The 19,264-nt window shown below is 37.3% G+C and carries 13 protein-coding genes; 12 read left to right on the top strand and 1 reads right to left on the bottom strand.

All coding sequences use genetic code 11. The features are described 5' to 3' along the window. The first annotated feature begins 3 nt into the window (after nucleotides 1-3). The 9 genes from V6668_RS31720 (at nucleotide 4) to V6668_RS31680 (ending at nucleotide 13,382) form a co-directional block, all read left to right on the top strand. Nucleotides 4-1,884 carry a Flp pilus assembly complex ATPase component TadA gene (locus V6668_RS31720; RefSeq protein ID WP_100526653.1) on the top strand — a complete coding sequence of 627 codons (1,881 nt, stop codon included), beginning with the start codon at nucleotides 4-6 and terminating at the stop codon, nucleotides 1,882-1,884. Between the two features lie 5 nt (nucleotides 1,885-1,889). Continuing rightward, nucleotides 1,890-3,980, top strand: coding sequence for a hypothetical protein (locus V6668_RS31715; RefSeq protein ID WP_100526652.1), 2,091 nt, complete (start codon nucleotides 1,890-1,892; stop codon nucleotides 3,978-3,980). Nucleotides 3,981-4,000: 20 nt separating this feature from the next. Continuing rightward, entirely contained in the window at nucleotides 4,001-4,483 is a 483-nt protein-coding gene (locus tag V6668_RS31710; protein ID WP_091036734.1) for an ABC transporter permease, read from the top strand. A 66-nt stretch (nucleotides 4,484-4,549) separates the two neighbouring features. Then, the gene (locus tag V6668_RS31705; protein WP_091036730.1) at nucleotides 4,550-4,936 is read left to right on the top strand and encodes a hypothetical protein; all 387 of its coding nucleotides are present in this window, start codon (nucleotides 4,550-4,552) and stop codon (nucleotides 4,934-4,936) included. 16 nt (nucleotides 4,937-4,952) lie between these two features. Then, nucleotides 4,953-5,504, top strand: a complete 552-nt coding sequence (locus V6668_RS31700; protein ID WP_149847065.1) for a hypothetical protein — start codon at nucleotides 4,953-4,955, stop codon at nucleotides 5,502-5,504. Then, nucleotides 5,488-6,480 (top strand): hypothetical protein, encoded by a 993-nt coding sequence (locus V6668_RS31695; RefSeq protein WP_338709121.1) that lies wholly within the window; start codon nucleotides 5,488-5,490, stop codon nucleotides 6,478-6,480. Before V6668_RS31700 ends, V6668_RS31695 begins: the two co-directional genes overlap by 17 nt. A 1,056-nt stretch (nucleotides 6,481-7,536) precedes the next feature. After that, complete coding sequence (locus V6668_RS31690; protein WP_338709120.1) at nucleotides 7,537-8,814, top strand: S-layer homology domain-containing protein; 1,278 nt, start codon at nucleotides 7,537-7,539, stop codon at nucleotides 8,812-8,814. Nucleotides 8,815-8,825: 11 nt separating this feature from the next. Then, the gene (locus V6668_RS31685; RefSeq protein WP_338709119.1) at nucleotides 8,826-12,209 is read left to right on the top strand and encodes a DUF5704 domain-containing protein; all 3,384 of its coding nucleotides are present in this window, start codon (nucleotides 8,826-8,828) and stop codon (nucleotides 12,207-12,209) included. Between the two features lie 135 nt (nucleotides 12,210-12,344). After that, nucleotides 12,345-13,382, top strand: coding sequence for a hypothetical protein (locus V6668_RS31680; RefSeq protein ID WP_091036721.1), 1,038 nt, complete (start codon nucleotides 12,345-12,347; stop codon nucleotides 13,380-13,382). Between the two features lie 338 nt (nucleotides 13,383-13,720). Here V6668_RS31680 and V6668_RS31675 read toward each other — a convergent pair whose 3' ends face one another. Continuing rightward, nucleotides 13,721-15,127: an SMEK domain-containing protein gene (locus V6668_RS31675; protein WP_338709118.1), complete on the bottom strand. Its 1,407-nt coding sequence runs from the start codon at nucleotides 15,125-15,127 to the stop codon at nucleotides 13,721-13,723. Nucleotides 15,128-15,522: 395 nt separating this feature from the next. Between V6668_RS31675 and V6668_RS31670 the strand changes: the two genes are divergently transcribed. From V6668_RS31670 to V6668_RS31660, 3 genes are all read left to right on the top strand, one after another. After that, nucleotides 15,523-15,870: a DUF4257 domain-containing protein gene (locus V6668_RS31670; RefSeq protein WP_338709117.1), complete on the top strand. Its 348-nt coding sequence runs from the start codon at nucleotides 15,523-15,525 to the stop codon at nucleotides 15,868-15,870. A 182-nt stretch (nucleotides 15,871-16,052) separates the two neighbouring features. Beyond that, nucleotides 16,053-16,364 (top strand): hypothetical protein, encoded by a 312-nt coding sequence (locus tag V6668_RS31665; RefSeq protein WP_338709116.1) that lies wholly within the window; start codon nucleotides 16,053-16,055, stop codon nucleotides 16,362-16,364. 816 nt (nucleotides 16,365-17,180) lie between these two features. Then, a complete protein-coding gene (locus V6668_RS31660; protein WP_338709182.1) occupies nucleotides 17,181-18,605 on the top strand; it encodes a hypothetical protein in 1,425 nt (474 codons plus the stop codon). Nucleotides 18,606-19,264: the final 659 nt, after the last annotated feature.

Here is a 19,264-nt window from a genome sequence, read left to right as displayed (position 1 = left end):
GGTATGAGTATTAGTCATCTTGTGAATCTTGGATTAATTCTAGTAATGCTATTTCTTGTTGGTGTTTACGTCTATTTTAAAATGACTGAAAAACGTCAACCCAAACGCGACCCTCGTGAGATAGATCAGAAGTACACTTTAGCTGGAATTACCGAATATGTAAAAACAGCCATTAATGATCTGACAACAAGTAACATGGAGCATTTGGGGTTAACTGAAGAAGAATTTGATCGACGGATGAATCAGCGTTTGATGTTGCAAAAATCATTAAAGGGATGCACAGATGGAGATATTCGTGATAAAAACTATGTCAAAAATACGATTTTTGATCTTCTCTTGAAAACATATGACTTAAATGATGAAAATATCAATCGTATTATTCCGTTTGATAATAAGAAAACTCTCTCCCTACAAGATAAGTTTGAAATTATGTTGTTTCAAAACAAACAAAAACATGGGGTAAATGCTTTAGGTCAGATCATTGATAGATACAAGTTAGATGAGCTGAAGAATCCTGAAGAAGAAGTAGAAGACGAATATTACGTTATTACACCTCAAGAAATTGAAGAGGTTTATCGTAAGGAATCCAAGGGACTTTCTTTTGAGGATAAGCTCATGATTATTGTCCAAAGAATCTATCAGCAATATAAAGGTTTCTCAGTAATTGATGAAATAAGAGACATGAAGATTGATGGCGTGTCGGGTGGGGTTTCTGGTGTACCCATTGATCAGATTGAACCTTTCGATGATATGGCTTTCTTTGCGGATCGTGTTAATAAGAAACCCACACCCTATAGTCATGACAGTGTTTGGATTTTGTATAAAGGTAAACCGATCCATATGTCGTTTTTGAGTTTCGGATCTGAAGCTGAACTTAAACGTGTCTGCCAAAATATCTATCGTTACAATAATCCAGGACAACTCTCAGAATCGAATGGTTACAAAGTAAATGAAATGAAAGACGGTTCACGGATCGTTGTTGTCCGTCCTGGTTTCTCTGAGTCTTGGGCATTTTTCAATCGTAAGTTTGATACACAAAAAGCATCACTCGAGCAACTCATCAGCCAAGAAGAAAAAAATCGGATGTTAGTTATTCTTCTCATCAGGTATCTAGTTAGGGGAGGGCGTGTAACAGCTGTAACCGGGTCACAAGGTTCTGGTAAAACAACGTTACTTATGGCTATGGTTCTTGAAATGTATAAAACTCATGCAATTCGTGTCCACGAGATGGCATTTGAGCTGCATTTGAGGAAGATTTTCGGCAATCGAAATATCCTCACTTTTAGAGAAACCGACTCTATTACAGGACAACAAGGTTTGGATATTCAAAAGAAAACAGACGGAACAGCATTTATTTTGGGAGAAGTAGCAACAGATGCTGCGGTACCTTATATGATTCAAATGGCGCAGCAAGCAGATATGTTTTTTACACACCATGCGAGAACATTTAAAAAGCTCGTTCATTACCTCCGAAATTCATTGCTCAAAATGAATGTTTTCAGTGATGAGAAAATAGCTGAAGAACAAGTTGTGAATGTCCTAAATTTCGATATTCATTTAGTTCGTAAGCGTAACGGACATCGATTTATTGAGAGAATCACAGAATGTACACCACTTCATGATGATGAAGATATTCCATTCGATATCCGGACTATGAGTGATTCAGAAGAGAGAAAAATTACATTCATGGAAACATTCATTAAGTATATGAAGAGATCTACAAATCGGAAAGTATTCGATGAACGAAATATTATTGAATATCGTGATGGTGGTTATGTTGCAGTTCATCCAATCTCTGATCACAATGTCAAAGAAATGCTTGAAAATCTTACGGAAGTTGATCAAGCAGGCTTTAAACAATTTATGCAGGAAAACTGGGGGTAAGAAGGATGGATTTGAAGGCTATTGCAGTCAGTATTCTTTTAACCTCAGTGGTCCTAAGCATCGTACTCTATATCGTAATGAAGATCATTTCAAGAAGATCCGAGCGCGATGGTTCCCAGGAACATTATAAGAGCTATGAGATGCTCACCGGGAATAAGAAATCAAATCGTAAACAGATGATTCATCGATTTATGCAAGATTCGTACATCGCGTACAATAAAGTACCATTCTTGCGAAATTATATCCAAAAGATTCGAAAGAGATTGCAAGCCATCCATTCGTATGATGAATTCACAATGCGAAGAGAAACCATGAGAATTGTTTTTTACACACTTGGAACAATTGCTGCTGTCGTTCTAGTTTTGTTATTAATGAATCATGATTTCACATTCATCTTCATGCTGTTCCTTGCAGCTATCGTAGTGAATGGCATGTTAATCGATACCTTTGTACATAAAGTGGATGATCGATTGTTAATTCAATTACGAGATCAACTCTTCAAAGATGTACGACATCACTATCATCAGCATGGCAGTGTAGAAGAGGCTCTTCGTCAAGCATCAGAATCTTCATCGTATGAAGCTGCACTACACGCTAAAAAAATTCATGAGGTCTTAGTCTCTGTAAATCCAGAAGAGAGCCTAACCGTATACTATGAGCAAGCTCCAAACCGTTTCTTGAAGGCATTTGCAGGCATGTCCTTTCTAATAAAAGAATTCGGTGATAAAACAATCAAGGATGGATCTCTATATCTCAGTAATCTCAATAAGTTAGCCAGTGAGGTTAACCTTGAAATTCTAAAGAGAACTCGATTGAATTACTTGTTCAAAGGTCTTACCGTCATTGCAGTTACACCTATTATCTTCACAAAACCAATAGAACTTTGGGCAAGTCAGCAATTTCCTGCGATGGAGGCTTTCTATTCTAGCAAGTTAGGATTCATAACGAAAATAGTTGTATTTGCATCTGTTTTGTTATCATATATCCTCTTAAAAAAAATGCAGGATCAACAAGAAGGGACCTATGTAGCGAAAACAAAAAAACGTTCTTGGGAAAAACTTCTTTTGAAATCAAAAATTGTTTCATGGATAGTAGACCGTCTTGAACCAGCCAAAAGAACAGCACAGCATTTCAAAATAAGTAAGTTGATTAAGGATGCTAATGCGGGTTATCCCATGGAGTGGCATTACCTTCATCGTTTTGTTCTGACGATCATTCTTTCTATTGGCCTGGTGTTCTCATTCGTATTAATGCATCACATCGCAATCAAAGATGTGCTGGAGTCACCCACGCAAAACAATTCTATGTTTGGTCGAATGTCCGAAGAGGAGTTGCGTGAGGCAAAATCCATCACTGATTTTGATAGTACTATCATTAAACATATGAAGGAGGTGAAAGACAATAATCTGCAGGATCGTGTAGTTCAGATGATTAAGCAAGACCCCGAAGTTGCAACAAACGATACTCTACTCAATGCTTCAACAGAAAGGATCCTAGCAAAAATGGATCGGATTAATTCCGAATACATGAAGTGGTGGGAAATCCTTATATGTTTATTAATGGGTTGGGTGGGTTATCAATTACCCTATTGGGTACTTCTCTTCCAGAAGAGAATGAGAGCAATGGATATGCAAAATGAAGTGGACCAATTTCATACCATCATTGCGATGCTCAGTGAAATCGATCGAGTATCGGTTGAGGTCATTCTTGAATGGATGGAAAGATTCGCTTCAATTTTCAAGGCTCCACTACATAAGTGCCTTATGAACTATGAGAGTGGTGCTGAACTTGCTCTTGAGCAACTGATGATCGATGCGCCATTTGCTCCACTCGTGAGAACCATTGAAAAACTTCAGTTAGCTGTAGAAAAAATTCCAGTCAAACAAGCTTTTGATGATCTTGAAACTGAACGTAATTACTATTTCGAACAAAGAAAACAGGATTACGAGGAAATGATCAATGCAAAAGCAGGCTGGGGTCGCATGATCGGTTTCACTCCAATGTACATGATCATCTTTTTGTATCTCGTGTTTCCATTTGTCTTTATGGCTTTTACACAGATGTCTACGTATTACGAACTTATGCAAAAATTATAATTTAAAGGGGATTATTAAAAATGGGTAATGCACAAAGCGCTTTAAAAATGGCTGCGGGACTTTTCCTGGCAATCGCACTGATCACTACAGCTGTAATTTTGTTTATTTCTGCTCAAGACGCCACCAAAACTGCACAAACAAGTTTCGCAGATATCCAAACAGAGCTTTCTCAAACAGCATACACTGTCTATGATGGGACCACGGTTTCTGGTAGCCAAGCAATCAATGCACTTAGAAAGTTCCAAGACAAAGGTGAATTCGGTATCCAAGTAATCACTGGTAAAAATCCAACTGGCTCTTGGTACTTCAAAACAGTGAACACAACTGTGCCAGTAGGTGGTCAGGGTTACGGTTCGATTGGTACAGGTACGCCAGCAGGAACTCTTGCTAAAGCTATGGATGAAGCAAACAATGATTACGTTAATCCGTCCGGAAAATTCAAAGCTCAACTGATCAAAGACAACAGTAACGTTATTCGCGGTATCATTTTTACACAAAACTAATTAAATCACTGACTGGGGATAGACTTACTCAAGTCGTCCCCTTTCAAGTAATTAAGGGTGATTATTATGGGATTAGGTGAGAATACAAGATCTGCTTTGTATATGAGCGTTGCAGCACTTATGTTCATTACTGCTCTAACAATATTTCTGTTTTTCTTTAAAACTGTTTCCGATACGAATGATATGACTTACAAAATGACGTCCCAGTCTGACAAAAGTATTACTTCAACTTTGAAAATACCTACCTCTTATAAGGTTTCTGGTGCCGAAGTTAGACAATCCATATTTAAAATTAAAGACATCGGCGTTGATATCATAGTAGATGGTGTTACTTACTACAAAACATTGGATCCAACGGAGGTTAATGTTTCAGGAATTAATGTAAATAAAAACTATACTCCTACATACGTTCGAGATACAAAGGGCGACCTGATATTATTAAGATTTAATTAGAGAAAGGATGTAGAGGATGGGTAATCCCTTTTTAAAAGTCTTTATGGTTGTAGTGGCCCTCGTACTTATCTTTTTATGGCCGATTTCATCTGGGTTAAATAAGCAGGATGACATCTCTGAAATTGTGGTCTTGAATTCTGTGACTCAGTTTGTAGATTCTGTTAGAGATAAAGGTTACATTACTCCAACGATGTATAATGAATTTGTTGATCAAATGGCACTAACCACAAATACATACGACATCCAAATGGAACATCGCCATAAGCGTTACGACCCAATATATAATGATGCAGGGGATTATTTGGGTGGATTTAATGTCAATTACGAATCCTTTTATAATGCTCAGATTAATGACAAGCTTTTTCCAAGGAACTCGACCGAGAATACTGAAAGTCCGACTCGTGTTTATAAGTTAGCGACGGGAGATTTTTTCTCCGTAGTGGTTAAGAACACGAACCGTACATCAGGAACCCTCATTAACGATGTCCTTACTGGGACCATCAATACTCCGAATGAAAAGATTGTCATCCCTTATGGAGGAATGGTCCTCAATGAAGATTACAACTAATCTCACGCTAGTGTTCGTTCTCATTTTACTTCCTTATTTCATTATTAATAATATCAATGTAACGCATAATCGGCAGAATGTAATTCTTGAGACGCGTTATAACCATGCCATGGATACTGCAACCCAGGACGCAGCCAAAGCCCTTATTATCAATGGTTCACAAGGCGCTGAATCTCAGTATGAGTTTCAAAAACGACTTAGAATCAATAAAGAAGAGGCAGTGCAAACGTTCTTCAATTCACTCTACTTGAACTTTGATGTTTTTGATAATTCGGCCGGTCAAGGTGTAATCAATAGCTACGTACCTGTTATCCTTATTGTTGGTTATGACGGTTACTACGTTTACTATATGGACGAATTTACGAATGCTACTGGGGAAAAAGAACTTAAGCATGTTTGGAGCCCTAAGAAACCCTATGCTCACTCTGATCAGAACGGAAACACGTTTGGGTTTACACTTGATGATTTTGTAACGGTAAATCGTAATACGGACCATCAATGGTTCGAAGGATTCCGCGGAGAGATTGCAGGTACTGCATCTATACCACTATTAAATGACGCAAGTACGTTTGATCAAGTTAGAAGGGCATCTATTGTCAATCCGATTCAGAAAGATTTGGAACACTATATTAATATGTACAATAACTTTGCGAAACGCAACGGTGTAGCTTATACCTTTACTTTGCCCCTCATCAGTCAAGAAGAATGGAACAATACCATTAATGATGTCGGAGTACTCTCTTTTGTTCAAGGCATGCCAATGGGCGAAAAATACTATAATAATTACGCTTTGGGTGGAAGCCGTGTTGTGAAAAAGCCTATTTATAATGGGATTATAGCTAATGGCCGTAAGTATTATTATTCCAGGAATTCATGTACTTCCTCATTCACTACGGAAGAGGTTTTCTCTTCAGAAAAGGATGCTGCAAGTAATGGGTATATTCCACTTGACTGTACTGTTGGTAATAGAAATTAGTTATAGTGAGGCATACTTAATGTGTTTGTCCATTAGGTATGCTTTTTGATTCGCTTCTATTAGGATTTGTCAATCTCATATAAATCAAAAAGGTACGCGAGGGAGCAAATAGATTATTAGTAGAAATTTAAGTTCGGTTTAGACTAAGTGGAGAAGATGAGTAGTCGATTTGATGAAAGGATTTCATTTAAATACGGAAGATATACTACATATATAAATTTTAGTCTCTCACTTAGGACCCTGATCGTTAACTCGTAGTTACATTTTTTAACAGTGGGTCTATGACAGGGCTCTATTTAAAATGATAATTTATTACTGATAAAGGATATCAGGTTTTTCTATCGAAACTATATTTGAGGTGCGAATGCCAAGTACACATGATTTTCCTGGAAGACTCGCACCTCAGATTTTGTCGAAACGATGTTATTTGTTGCCTTTTGGTAAAATTATATGATTATTTTCATTACAATAGCATAGAAGCACGTTATTAATTTCTTATATATACTTGTATTACGTCATTTTTAGCAGTCGCACTCTATATGAGTGCGTGGATTGAAACAACCATGTGCCATAGCGAAAATACGGTATGTATCACGTCGCACTCTATATGAGTGCGTGGATTGAAACATGCAATGCCCCACTGTCATACCTTGAGTTGTGGTTGCACTCTATATGAGTGCGTGGATTGAAATCATAGCCCAATTCAAACAATATCAGACTTTTGCAGAGGTCCCAGTCTATATGGTTGACAAAATGCACCATTAACGTTTATATTAAGTATAATTAAATCGAATATGATCTTTTATCAAAGGTCACCGAAAGCGAAGCACGCTTAATGCCATCAGGCATTTTGCGTGCTTTTTTTGTTTGCATTTGAAAGGGGTGAGTAGTGTTGTAAATATTCTAAAATATAATAAAGATATCCATTTCTTCCGATATAAAATTATATTGTTCTATATTCGCGTTCCTTTTTGACTTCTAATATGATTGAAGGAACAGAAGCTGAGTTCATATATCACTCAGTTGAAAATAATTTAATGATGGAGGAAAACATTAATGAAGAAGATGATTATTTCAGGAGTTACTGCCTTAGCTTTATTGACAGGTGGCGTTGTAGGTGTAGGAGGTGTAGGGAGTTCGGTAGAGGCAGCTCAAGCTACCTTGAAATTTAAAGACGTTCCTTCTACACACTGGGCCGCTGCAGCTATCAATTCAGCTGTGGAACAAGGCTATTTTAAAGGGTACACAGACGGAACGTTCAAACCAAGCTCACCTGTAACTAAGGCTGAAATGGCTAGCATCCTTGGTAGACTCTCAGATCAGCCCAATGCTTCTAGCCCAGGAATTAATAATTTCACGGATGTCCCTGAGTGGGCAAAAGGTGGGGTTTCCTCTGCTATACAAAAAGGCTTTATCAACCCTACAAGCTACCAAGGAAAACTGGATGCAAAAGCCTCTCTCAAACGTGGTGAAATGGCAATTTGGTTGACTTCTGGTTTAGCTACAGTAGATTTGGACTACAAACAAGCTCTGTCTGACGTAACAAACACGGTCATACCTGCTAAAGAATACTTTACTGGTACTCTTATCACATCTCAAAAAAATGCTGTAGCTGTAGCCATGGGAACAGGGTTAATGAGTGTCTATAATGACAAAATGTTTGGAGCAGATCGGACGACCACTCGAGCCGAGGTTGCTGTATTGATTGCGCGTTATGCCACTGTAGCAAAAACTAAACCTTCCAACTACAAGGGTTTGAATGAACTTCGCCAAGTTGGTTTGACTGGAACAAACATTAATATCATTGCGCCGAAATACAAAAAAACACCAGAGAACAAGGTCTCACCCAACGTTGAATACAGCGAAGTTACTGACGACTTCACAAAAGTGCGCAATAAAAATATCATCACAGATACACAACATGCTGATCTTAAGATAAAGAATTGGATTATTGTTAATACATTTGCAAAAGGTACTGAAAGAAGTATTTATTACCCTGTTTTCGTGGATGAAGGATTTACACTCCTACGGGGAGCATATTACTCTTTTCCAGAACTTGAATTGAACGTGAAAAATAACAACATGAACCGGCTCCAGGCTGGAAGCTTACTTAATTCAGCAACAATTAATCCTATGAATTCTCCAACTTCAGATGCATTTGCTGCATACGGTGGGCACGTGATTAATGACTTCACAAAAAATAGAGGTGTATTCGCTGTTAAGAATCCAGTTTACTGGAGTAGAGGACTTTTACATTTCGACAAAGAGATACTATCAGATGTGAGCCTCGTGTCTAAAGAAGGTCCTACCTACAGCGTGATAGCCACAGATTAGAGGGGATAAGATTGGGGCAAAAATCATCTATCAAAAAAGTGATTTTGTTCATGCTGTCACTCGTATTGTTTGTATCATCAGCAACTCACATCGATGCAGGTGGAGGCCCAGGAACTAAACCAGAATTGAAAACATTTCATATGGAGCCTTCTACACCTGCAAAGTCACAAAAAAAAGTAATTCCTGTAGAAGGAACAAAGAAGACTAATATAGGTGTATATATTTACCAGGTTGATAGCTTAAAATGGAAAGTTGATGGTAAGTGTAACAACATCGAATTAGATAACGATAGTACAAAGAATCTGCCAGTATCTTCAACAATTTGTGTCGATCTCGACTTGAACAAAGATGTATATATTCCCAATGAGTATTTCGACAAAAATGGTGTGAAGAGAAATTCTCTGGAAATAGTCGATAAATCTAATGAGCCTCACTATATGGATAATACGGCTTATTACGAACCAGGACAACCAATTTTAGTCTCTGTTGAATCGTTTACTGGTCGTAATACTAAATTCACCACGCAAATTGGTGGCGCAATTCCACCCATAGAAACGGATCAATATAATCCACCTAAATGGAATGCAGATTATCAGTTCAACACAGATCTATACTGGAAAGCATTTGCTGAGATCACTAAAGAAATTAATCTAACCAACGGTGGTCAGCTCCAGATCAATGATCGAAAACAGTTAAATGCAACCGTAAAAACCAAAACCGGAGATGGAAGCTTTGGTGCTGGGACTAATGTGAACAGCGGTAATGGTACAACAACGTGGACCTCTTCCAACCCTTCGGTTGCGACTGTAGGGTCTTCTGGACTCGTGACAGCTGTAGCTAAAGGAACAACAACTATAACAGTATTGTGGGAGAAGGATGACTTTCAGTTAACAACCACAACAAATGTCGGAGTAGAAGAAGAACCCGGCGGTGGAGGAGATGATGAAACTGGGGGCGGAGGAGGATCCTGCACCCCAAACATCGGACCACCTTCCCAGGGAACTACGATGAACATGAGTGATCTGGATCCAAATGCGAATGGAGTAATTAAAGCAGACAATAGGGACGCTGAGAAATTCGATGTGCTAAAAGGGATCCCGACATCTGAATCACTTTACACTAATGCATTCGCAGACAACTATCTGTTCAAACAAGCTTGGGCAAAAATGAGTGGTAAAACAACGTATGATTGTAACGTAACGATATCCTATGTAAGAGAATGGACTATACCTGGTCCAGAAGTTTGTCCACCTAGAGGAGCTTGTTCACCAGGACCTCCGGTGAAAACAGGGGATACAGTACCTAAACCTTACAACTTCCAGATTACAAGAGACTATTCTTACTGGAAGATCAACAATCTTGAAGTATACAAAATTGCTAAAGCAACCATGGAGAATTACGCTCTTCCAGGTAAAAAGGTAACCATGACACCTGCTGGCTACACAGCACCGACGCTAGAATCTAAAAATGATGAAGCAGTGGAAAGTCATGTACGACCAGCACCAACAGCTGCAATTTCGTATACACCACCAAAATTAACAGGGGGATTGAATTCTCCACCAGATGTACCTGATGACACTGGACGTTTAAAAGGAATGGCTGAATCAAACACGCCACAAAGTAAAGTAAACAATGACCTTGTGAATTTTAACAGTACTAAGGTTATGGACGATGCTGAAGCTACTAAAGATGGTCCAACTCCATCAAACATCCCTAATCCAACAACCATTGGACGAGATGTTCTGTATAAGCCAAATAACATGATTAGTAAAACATTGCTTAATGATCTAAATACCACTAGTTCCGGGGACATCTACTACGACTTGTTGCCTGGCAACATCAACGGTGGTGCAAACAAAGTGTTACCGATCAATGGAATCAACACTGTTACAGTACATACTCCAACAGTTATCTATTCCAATGCATCAGACGACAAAGAGCACAATCAGCGGACAAAGCCCGATGCGTCACGTCGTGCCTTTATTTTAGATCGTCCATTCACTGTAAGTCTTCCTACAAGTGGGCAGCACCGAAACATACTTGGTTATGGCAACAGGGATTACGCAAAGTACATCAAACTCAAGCAGGTTCTCTTTGAATTCGATGTGTATACAGCTGACAAATCTACATTCTATCCTGCGAACACATGGATTGATGTCCCTGTAAGTCAGATCGAGAAAGCATTCTATTTACCCTTATGGGTAGAAGAAGGAAATTATACTGTGTCCTATAGATCCTTTGCTGAAAATTCACCAGCCACCGGATTTACATGGGAGGACAAGGCTAACCTTAACCTTGTGAATCATGTTGCTGTAAATACAGTTCCTGTACAGGTTATTGGACGTGTGTATGATTTCAGAGTAACTGATATTGCGGACCCGAATTGGGAAACTGTATTCCGGACAGCAAAAGGCAGCAGTACTTCAAAAGGGACATCCTATTGGGTCGGCATTAAAGGGATTGATGGGGGATCGAACGGTTCATTCTCTCCTTATCAATTGCCTATTCGGAGAGGAAGTCATCCATTAGCGAACTTTAAAAGCGTTGTGGTAAAGACCGGTTACCATTTCAAGTTTGATCTGAAGACGAAGGGAAATATGTATGGAGATAAGGATGCTATCCGAATCACACCAACATTCTACTTCCAGGATAATAATGCGAGTACAACCGCTAAACGGATACCTGTTGATCTGTATTATCATTCAGACAAACAGAAATTTGTTAAGATCGGATCGAGTGCAGATGTAGAGCGTAGGAACATTACACTTAACACTAGACTTCGAAATGTACCTTATGCAGATATCGTGAATTCTGCCGGATCCGTTTATGATCTGAATACAGGCTGGTCAGTGACGCGAAATCAGTATTTGAATTCATATCTAAAACGTGCTAAAGAAGCTACGTATGTTGGAGGATATGATGTTCAGGTCCTGCCTTCGCCACTTCGGACCTTCATTAATACATTTGACCGCCCAAACAATGCAAACGCCACACCGGCGCGAGTAAATGCATCGGTTCAACAATGGTATGGTGAATATAGTTTACCTGCTGCTGTATATGTTGTACCGGCTGGAACCGATTTAGCAACGTATGGTAAAAAGAATAGATTGGATGAAAAGTCACCTATCTTCTTAAAAAACGGTTATATCACGGTCAACTTCAACATTGAGACCATTCGAAATGCAGATTTGAATAATCCATATCTTCAATATATTCATGGTCCATTGAACAACCAATGGTGGGACATGGAGGGTTATGACGGTACAGATGGTTCGCGTGACCACAAGATCACTGATCCGTATGGAGTTCAATTCCTTCTAGAGGATGGAGATGTAATGTACTACGACGCGAGTAAGAGCTCATATGATGACTATACTCCTAACGGTACACATTAGAAGATCTGTCTGCATTGTGAAACAGTTTTGTATCATTTATAATGAAGTTAATCAAATACACAATTAAACGGAAGCACCGTCATCCTAAGGATACCCTTATGGATTGGCGGTGTTTTTTTATTGTAGGAGGCATTTATGAATAAAAGCATTCAAAAACCTTTAGTCATGGGAAATTACTACTATGGAGATGGAGAAATGGCTTGGGCATGGTGGCAATATAATCAAGCTGAACTAGCAATTATAGGCGATAAAACACTCTCACCACGTAGGCAGCTTGTTTCCCATATCACGAATGAAATTAGCAAGCGAGATCCTCAGGCAGTTTTTATGATTTCAACAGAGGCTCCTCAGCTTGGCGAGGCATATACAATTGAGTCTATCCCATGGGTGGAAGGCTATCCCGATCCACCTGAATTCTTCGAGGATCGAAGTGTATTTATTGAAACCAGACACTTTTTTTCGAACTCTTATTTCAACCTGTTGGCAAAGATACTAGATGTCCCAAGAAGCCAACTATTGCCACCCATTAGTTTTAAACCGCATATTGAGGGACCACTACAAGGTTACAAGAGAGCTATTGAGTCTCTCAGCGATGATGTGATCTATAAAGAATTGCTTATGGATCACCTGTTAAAGATCGGAAAGATCCCTTGGGTTCAATTGAAGGATCACGGAAAAAGATATTACATTGAAGCTACAGGGAGTGTTTATGAACAGGCACTATCCTTTCTAACTGCTGCTTGGTCTTTCTGGAGCATGACGTGTCAAATGGATGATCCTCAACAAATGTTACTAGTCGTTGAGTTACCAAAAGAATTACTTCGTCATGATGTAGATCCAGTTATTGAAAAGATAGTCATAGAAACTTTGAAGATTTTGAAATATGTTTCGATCGTCACCACAACTTCTATTATTCTTTCATCAGAAATGTTGTATCCTGCACCTGAATTGAAGCTACGCTTCAAGTTGTTTTTTCAGACAGAGGACTCTGATATCGATCTTAATCACGAGAGCGTAAAGAATGTAATTGATCCTGAGTTACTTCAAGAATGGAAGAATGGAAATCCTAACGTGGGTTTATGGATGGATGACGTCACCAGTAATCCCGATGACACTAGAGTCGTTGTAAAAGTAGGAGATCAGAGGCCATTTTTCTGGGATGATTATGAATAACCTTGAACAGGTTATTCCTGACCTCTATTCTAGTTTTTGACCTTCATTACGTGATGGGATAGATTTTAAATTGCCTGTGAATGGGAGTCCATTGAACTTTATACTAATTAGGGTATCTGATGAAAACTTGTAAGAATACCTTAATATCGCAATTAAGTCGTCAATATATTGGCGGCTTTTTTGCAGTTGAGTATTTATAAAAGATTTTTAGACGGTTAGTATAATATGAAATATCAGGATCTGTCTAAAGAATACTAGAACACGACCTATAAGCAAGTCGTGTTCCGTTAAATTTAAAGAATGGTACCAGCGTGATAGCGAAAAGTAGCTCTAATGTTCTATTCTTCTTCAAAAAAATATAAGGCAATATTGCTTCGTTTCTGAAGTTCTCTTAACTGGTATTTATATCTTTCACTTACCGGGACTAGAAAAAGTATGTGAGAAGGATTCGTGTGAAAGGTAGCAGCTACAAAGTTATCATGTGGTTGCACACTTTCCTTATTGAACTTTAAATAATTACATGCCTGTTCCGCCGGCATACTCAAGTGAATGAGGGGGAATTGATCATTACTTCTTGCAATATGATATGCATCTATTATATCTAAGTTATCTTCCATATCGGTAAAAATCTCTATAGTGTGAATCGGGGAGTTTATTATTGTTAAGAGCAGCTCATCCAATCTATTGTTTCGATCTTTTAAATTGCTATAACTAATAGTAATATCAGTTAAACGAAACTTGTTTATAATCTCCACTTCATACTTATACGTGAATATACTTTGAATACTTAGCAAATTAGACAAAAGCTTATCAACTAGTTTTTCAAGGCCTACTCTAACATTGTTTTGAAAGTCCATACCCGTCTTTTGATAAACGCCTAAAGGGCCATCTTTAACATTTTGAATAGTTTCCTGAATCAATTTACGCTCAATAACTATAAATTCTTGGAATAGTCCTGTTAGCGTTATAGAATTTAACCCTTTCAAGAAAAGATCAATATTATTTTCTATTTCTGAATCCAAATCCAATATCTTCTCTAATTTCGAATGGAATTCATGATGCTGAATATTGAACCCCCAGACGCCTTCATAGAAGTCTTCAAACGCCTTAATTCGATTTAGAGTTCTAGTAACGATAAGTTCTAAAGAAGCCCATATATCTTTTTGTTTAATTTCATCAGCAAAATTTACTGAATGATTGTCTAAATCAATTTTAACGATATAGTTTGATTTCAACAATTTATGCAGTTCTTTCAATATTGATATATCTGTGATGGCATTTATATCCTGGAGTAACTTCTTATACGTAATAATGTCTTCTTTAACTGAGAATTCGGGAAGCTTACCATGAATTTCTTCTAATGTTCTTTTTGAAATTTGGGGTGACGGGTTTCTATTGATAATAAACATTTTGATTCCCGAAGAATAAATCTGGTAATATTTCGTCTTGTCATTTAAATATGCGGTTATGGTCTCCTTCAATTTATCAGTATCCGTTCTCGAAGTGACTTGGAAGCAATATTTTGATACTGTCTTGTCCCCCAGATCTAATCCATAAAAATTAGAGACTTCGTTATTTAAATTTACTAACTTAAATCCATAAACTAGATTGAGTATTTGTAGCGCCAAGTATTCAGAATCTTTGTTAATATCAGTTTTTTTATTGTAATTGTCAGCCTCAACCTCAGAGTACCAATCCGATATAATTGAATTAATTTGATTAATGTAGAATGTCCGTGTCAACATATAACCTAACCCCTTACTATATTATTTTATTGCTAATGAGGATACTAACCTGATTATAAGTTGAAGACAATGCATTATCGGTTGGACACGGTCTGAGGTAATAGAAAAGTTTAATACTCACGTTATTTTAATGTAGAAATTATTTAGTAAATGAAGTATAATAAAGGTATATCATTTACTAATATCTTAAACTTTCGGAAGGTCAGGCGACTATCCGCATTCTAAAGATCTATTGGATCTATTGACTCGAGTTTTTTACTTGTGTCTTAATTTTTAGAATCGGTTGTTGTTCTGGCCTTTTTTTGTTGAGATTTTTAAATGTATCCCACCAGGATGAGTGTAAATTACACTACATTCTGGTGTTTTTTTTATCCAATTATAAAGGAGAGATACTGATGGAATTATTAATTGCTTTTCTCGTCGGAGGTATGACTAATCTTGCTGTTGCTTCTAAACTGGAGGAGGGTGCATTATTACCATACATTAAAAAAGTGGGTAAAAAACGCTTCTTTATTCCTGGTTTACTGGTTGATTTCTTCATTGGTGGAGCAGCGGCACTTGCAGCTTTCTCGTTTTTCGAACCAGTAGGTTATGCTAAAATTGTTGGTACGTCTGTACTTGCAGGGTTTAATGGTTTAACATACTTAGCAAAGAATGCACTTAGCAAAGCTACTGATGCTGATTCAAAAACCTTGGATGAGGGGTACCAGAAAATTATTGGCAGTAGTGCTGATAAGAATTAAATGACTTTTTGAGGACATATAGAGTAAGAGGCTTATGTCCCAATACGTCTCAACACTGTCTTTTCCGAGATATAGGATTGTTTACGAATTGAAAGAAAGTCTGAGCAAAATTTGCTTAGGCTTTTTTTGTTTTTGTGGGAGAAATTAGTCTGTGATATGATATTAATATAGGAGGGATTCACATGGAAAATAGCTCATCTGTTAACAAACTAGTTGAAACAAAAACACTAATGGCAAAGATACTTCGACTATATTATCTAACGGATAGTATTGTTGAAAAAGAAGAATTGCAATTGAAGTATACTGAGTTGGAAACACAATATCAGCAATATAACGAAGAGTCGTTGTCTGAAATAGAGAAGGCTCAGCTAGAACGATTAAATCACTATACTGAACTCTATGAAGAGTACCAAATAACAAGTAGTATTGTTCGGAAGGCTGAGATTGAAGAAGTTTTCAAGAATATTGAGGCTAATGATGAGGTTAATAAGTAACGTTGCTTTGGAGACATCCAATACACCTAGTAGATGCAACTATTCTAAGAATGAAGTAGATTGTTTTGTTAGGAGTGTTCACTACTCAGAAAACAAAACCAGGCTAAGATATTTGAGACTGATATACGATTCACACACCATAATGCAATATCATTTGAAGTGGCACTAAAGAGGATTTACATGCGGTTACATAGCAAAATTTGTAGGAGGGGCGACCAATTTGTTGGTCGCCTCTTATTTCTAAACTCTCAGTTATCTGGACTAAAGGCAATAAAAAGTGCAAGACATATATGAAGTGTCCAATATATTCTCTTCCTATAGCCATGTCAGTATGATTTATTTGTTCTCCTAAAAAGAGTTTCTATATGGGTTAATTCATCTAAGATTATATATTATTAGTAACATAAAAAATTGAAAGTGATTGTACAAATATAGGTGGAGCAATCAATTAGAAATAAGACGTTATACCGTTTTCTTTTACTTTTTGATTAGTACTTCCATAACTCTAATCTCTTCTCGCAACTACAATAGAAGGTGTCTTTCAGCTTTGGTTCCCTTAGGATTTATATTGATTTTTTTATGGATCGATATGATGAAAATAGTGACAGTTACAGCGGTAAGTTCAAACAAACTAATTTTCTGAAAGGACCCAAAGTGTGAATAGCTATTATATTCACACTTTGAGTGTCTGTGAGGCTCTTTGACTACGTCGAATCGTATTTTGGAACCAAAAAACTGGGACCTATATTGATTTTTATTCCAATATATAATCCAAGAGTTTCTATGTTATGATAGTGCTGGAGGTGAGTAGCTTTGATGGAAGAGCATATACCGCAATATTTTATCAATCAAGTTGTTGATGAGTTAGGCCTTAGATGTGAAGAGCTCTATAATAAACTTAATGAAGGAAACATCAGGGATTTCCTGCATGACATCATTTCTTCTGAGCTCACACCTGCCAACATACATGAGGTAAGAAGGAATACATTTAAAGAACTTCAAAAAACAAAGAAACGATGGCTCAAGTCTCTTCAAGAGCTTTCAAATATATCTAAAGTAAAAAACAAGCGTGTTGAAGTCGTGAAGGAACTTGACCTTGCCAATGAACTCATTGAGATGTATGGCATGGAGCAATTCATAAAAATTTATGAAGTTAGTACGCTAGAGGAGTTAAATGCAAAACGAGTCCAAGAAGTCAAAACATGGGCAAATGACAAAACGTCAAGACTCATTGATTACCTATATATTAAAGACAAGACGCCTTTACAAATAAAAAAGGCAATTAAATCAGATACGATTGTAATCATCGCAGACATACTTATAAAAAATTTCGACGGGAACATCAACAAAATTATCATTGATCAACCCCTGGTATATACGGATCATGCCGCTGTAAATCCAGGATGGTCACGTATGAAATTAACCAAGAAAAGTGTAATCATCGATAACAAGTTACATTATATCAGTGAATATCAACCTGATGAGAATTATTCATTACTGACACTTGTGAATCAAGAAATCATTAATGAAGACCAAATTTTACGTGCCATCGATGAAACAGATTCAAAATTGTTTAGAGCTGTACTCTCTATGCGAGATCGTAAACTATTTTTCGAAGAGCGCAAAATATACGTAACGATCGGGGATTTAGTGAGAAGAACTCATGGTTCTGATAATAAAAGTAACTATCTTTCCGTAAAGAGCCGTTTGACTAAACTCGCTAACGTTAAATTTAATGTTATCTCGGATAATGAAACACTCGTATTTGGTATTTTCGATCGATTGCATATTACTGAATTCGGTGACGGGGAAATGGCAGAGATCACTATCGCAGAGGATATTCACCAAAATTACATGATGGGCCAGGTCGTTCGTGCGTACAGTGATAAGTTAATTCATTTCGAAAATCGGATGTCGGAGCATTTAATCTTCCCTTTGCAGAAGGAAAGATTTCTTTGTTACTTACGCCAGCAAGGATATACTGCTGAATTCGATTACACATACTTTATCCACAAAATACAGTTTCGCAGTAAAAGGAAAGATATCAATCTCTCATTTATTGAAGAGTGTTTAAATGACTTTGTTAACCATGGAGTCACCGTTGAGTCTTATGTACGAAAGAAAGATGTTTTTCACATTACTTTTCTCCCGGTCAAACCTTACGAAGCTGAGGATTTGCTAGGGAATCAACAAATCAATCATTTTATGAATGAGCCAGAGCAACTGACCTTACCCTTCTAATATTCACTAAATAGAGTTAGATAACTAACTCTATTTTTATTTCCCCCAAATCTCCGCTCAAAACTTGGGGGAATTTTTTAAAATGGTACAAAAATTACTCCAAATCTCCGCTCGATCCTAAAAAAATCCCCATATCTCCGCTGGAGAAAGGTTTCTTACCTAAATCTCCGCTCAATATAAGCGAAGTTTGCATTTCTATCTTTATTTTAAAGACAGTTGGGGGAAAAAAACTAGTTTTTGAAGTATAAAACAGTGAATAATTCCCCAAATCTCCGCTGAACTTGGATAATTCAATATATAAATCGCTAATGGTGTTAAATAGTAAGATAAACTTCTCCAAATTTCCGCTGTATAGATAAGAAAATATTTTTTTTTATCTATTATTCCCAAAAAACACTGTTTGAGTAGGGGTTCAGAAATAATTCTCCAAATCTCCGCTCTATTGTTAGACCTTATACTCCAAGGGATATTTCATAAATCCTCCAAATCTCCGCTGAACTTACCTCTATTTACCATCAATTTTTTCAGTGCTATAATTGCTTAAAGCTTAGATGATCTATTAATACATAAACGAATTACTCGAAATTAACTGTCGAAATAAAAATCAGCATAAAAAAAGAACCCAACCACAAAGTTCTACTAAATGGCTAAGTTTGGCG

Origin of the sequence: Paenibacillus amylolyticus, assembly GCF_036894225.1 — a bacterium.
In the GTDB taxonomy this organism is placed as follows: domain Bacteria; phylum Bacillota; class Bacilli; order Paenibacillales; family Paenibacillaceae; genus Paenibacillus; species Paenibacillus amylolyticus.
The sequence above is the reverse complement of the archived record's forward strand: the minus strand, read 5'-3'. Positions and strand labels throughout refer to the sequence as shown.

Coding starts and splice junctions, on each gene's coding strand:
- V6668_RS31710 (WP_091036734.1), top strand. CDS start 4,001: ATGGGTAATGCACAAAGCGCTTTAAAAATGGCTGCGGGACTTTTCCTG.
- V6668_RS31695 (WP_338709121.1), top strand. CDS start 5,488: ATGAAGATTACAACTAATCTCACGCTAGTGTTCGTTCTCATTTTACTT.
- V6668_RS31700 (WP_149847065.1), top strand. CDS start 4,953: ATGGGTAATCCCTTTTTAAAAGTCTTTATGGTTGTAGTGGCCCTCGTA.
- V6668_RS31705 (WP_091036730.1), top strand. CDS start 4,550: ATGGGATTAGGTGAGAATACAAGATCTGCTTTGTATATGAGCGTTGCA.
- V6668_RS31665 (WP_338709116.1), top strand. CDS start 16,053: ATGGAAAATAGCTCATCTGTTAACAAACTAGTTGAAACAAAAACACTA.
- V6668_RS31715 (WP_100526652.1), top strand. CDS start 1,890: ATGGATTTGAAGGCTATTGCAGTCAGTATTCTTTTAACCTCAGTGGTC.
- V6668_RS31675 (WP_338709118.1), bottom strand. CDS start 15,127: ATGTTGACACGGACATTCTACATTAATCAAATTAATTCAATTATATCG.
- V6668_RS31670 (WP_338709117.1), top strand. CDS start 15,523: ATGGAATTATTAATTGCTTTTCTCGTCGGAGGTATGACTAATCTTGCT.
- V6668_RS31680 (WP_091036721.1), top strand. CDS start 12,345: ATGAATAAAAGCATTCAAAAACCTTTAGTCATGGGAAATTACTACTAT.
- V6668_RS31720 (WP_100526653.1), top strand. CDS start 4: ATGAGTATTAGTCATCTTGTGAATCTTGGATTAATTCTAGTAATGCTA.
- V6668_RS31660 (WP_338709182.1), top strand. CDS start 17,181: ATGGAAGAGCATATACCGCAATATTTTATCAATCAAGTTGTTGATGAG.
- V6668_RS31690 (WP_338709120.1), top strand. CDS start 7,537: ATGAAGAAGATGATTATTTCAGGAGTTACTGCCTTAGCTTTATTGACA.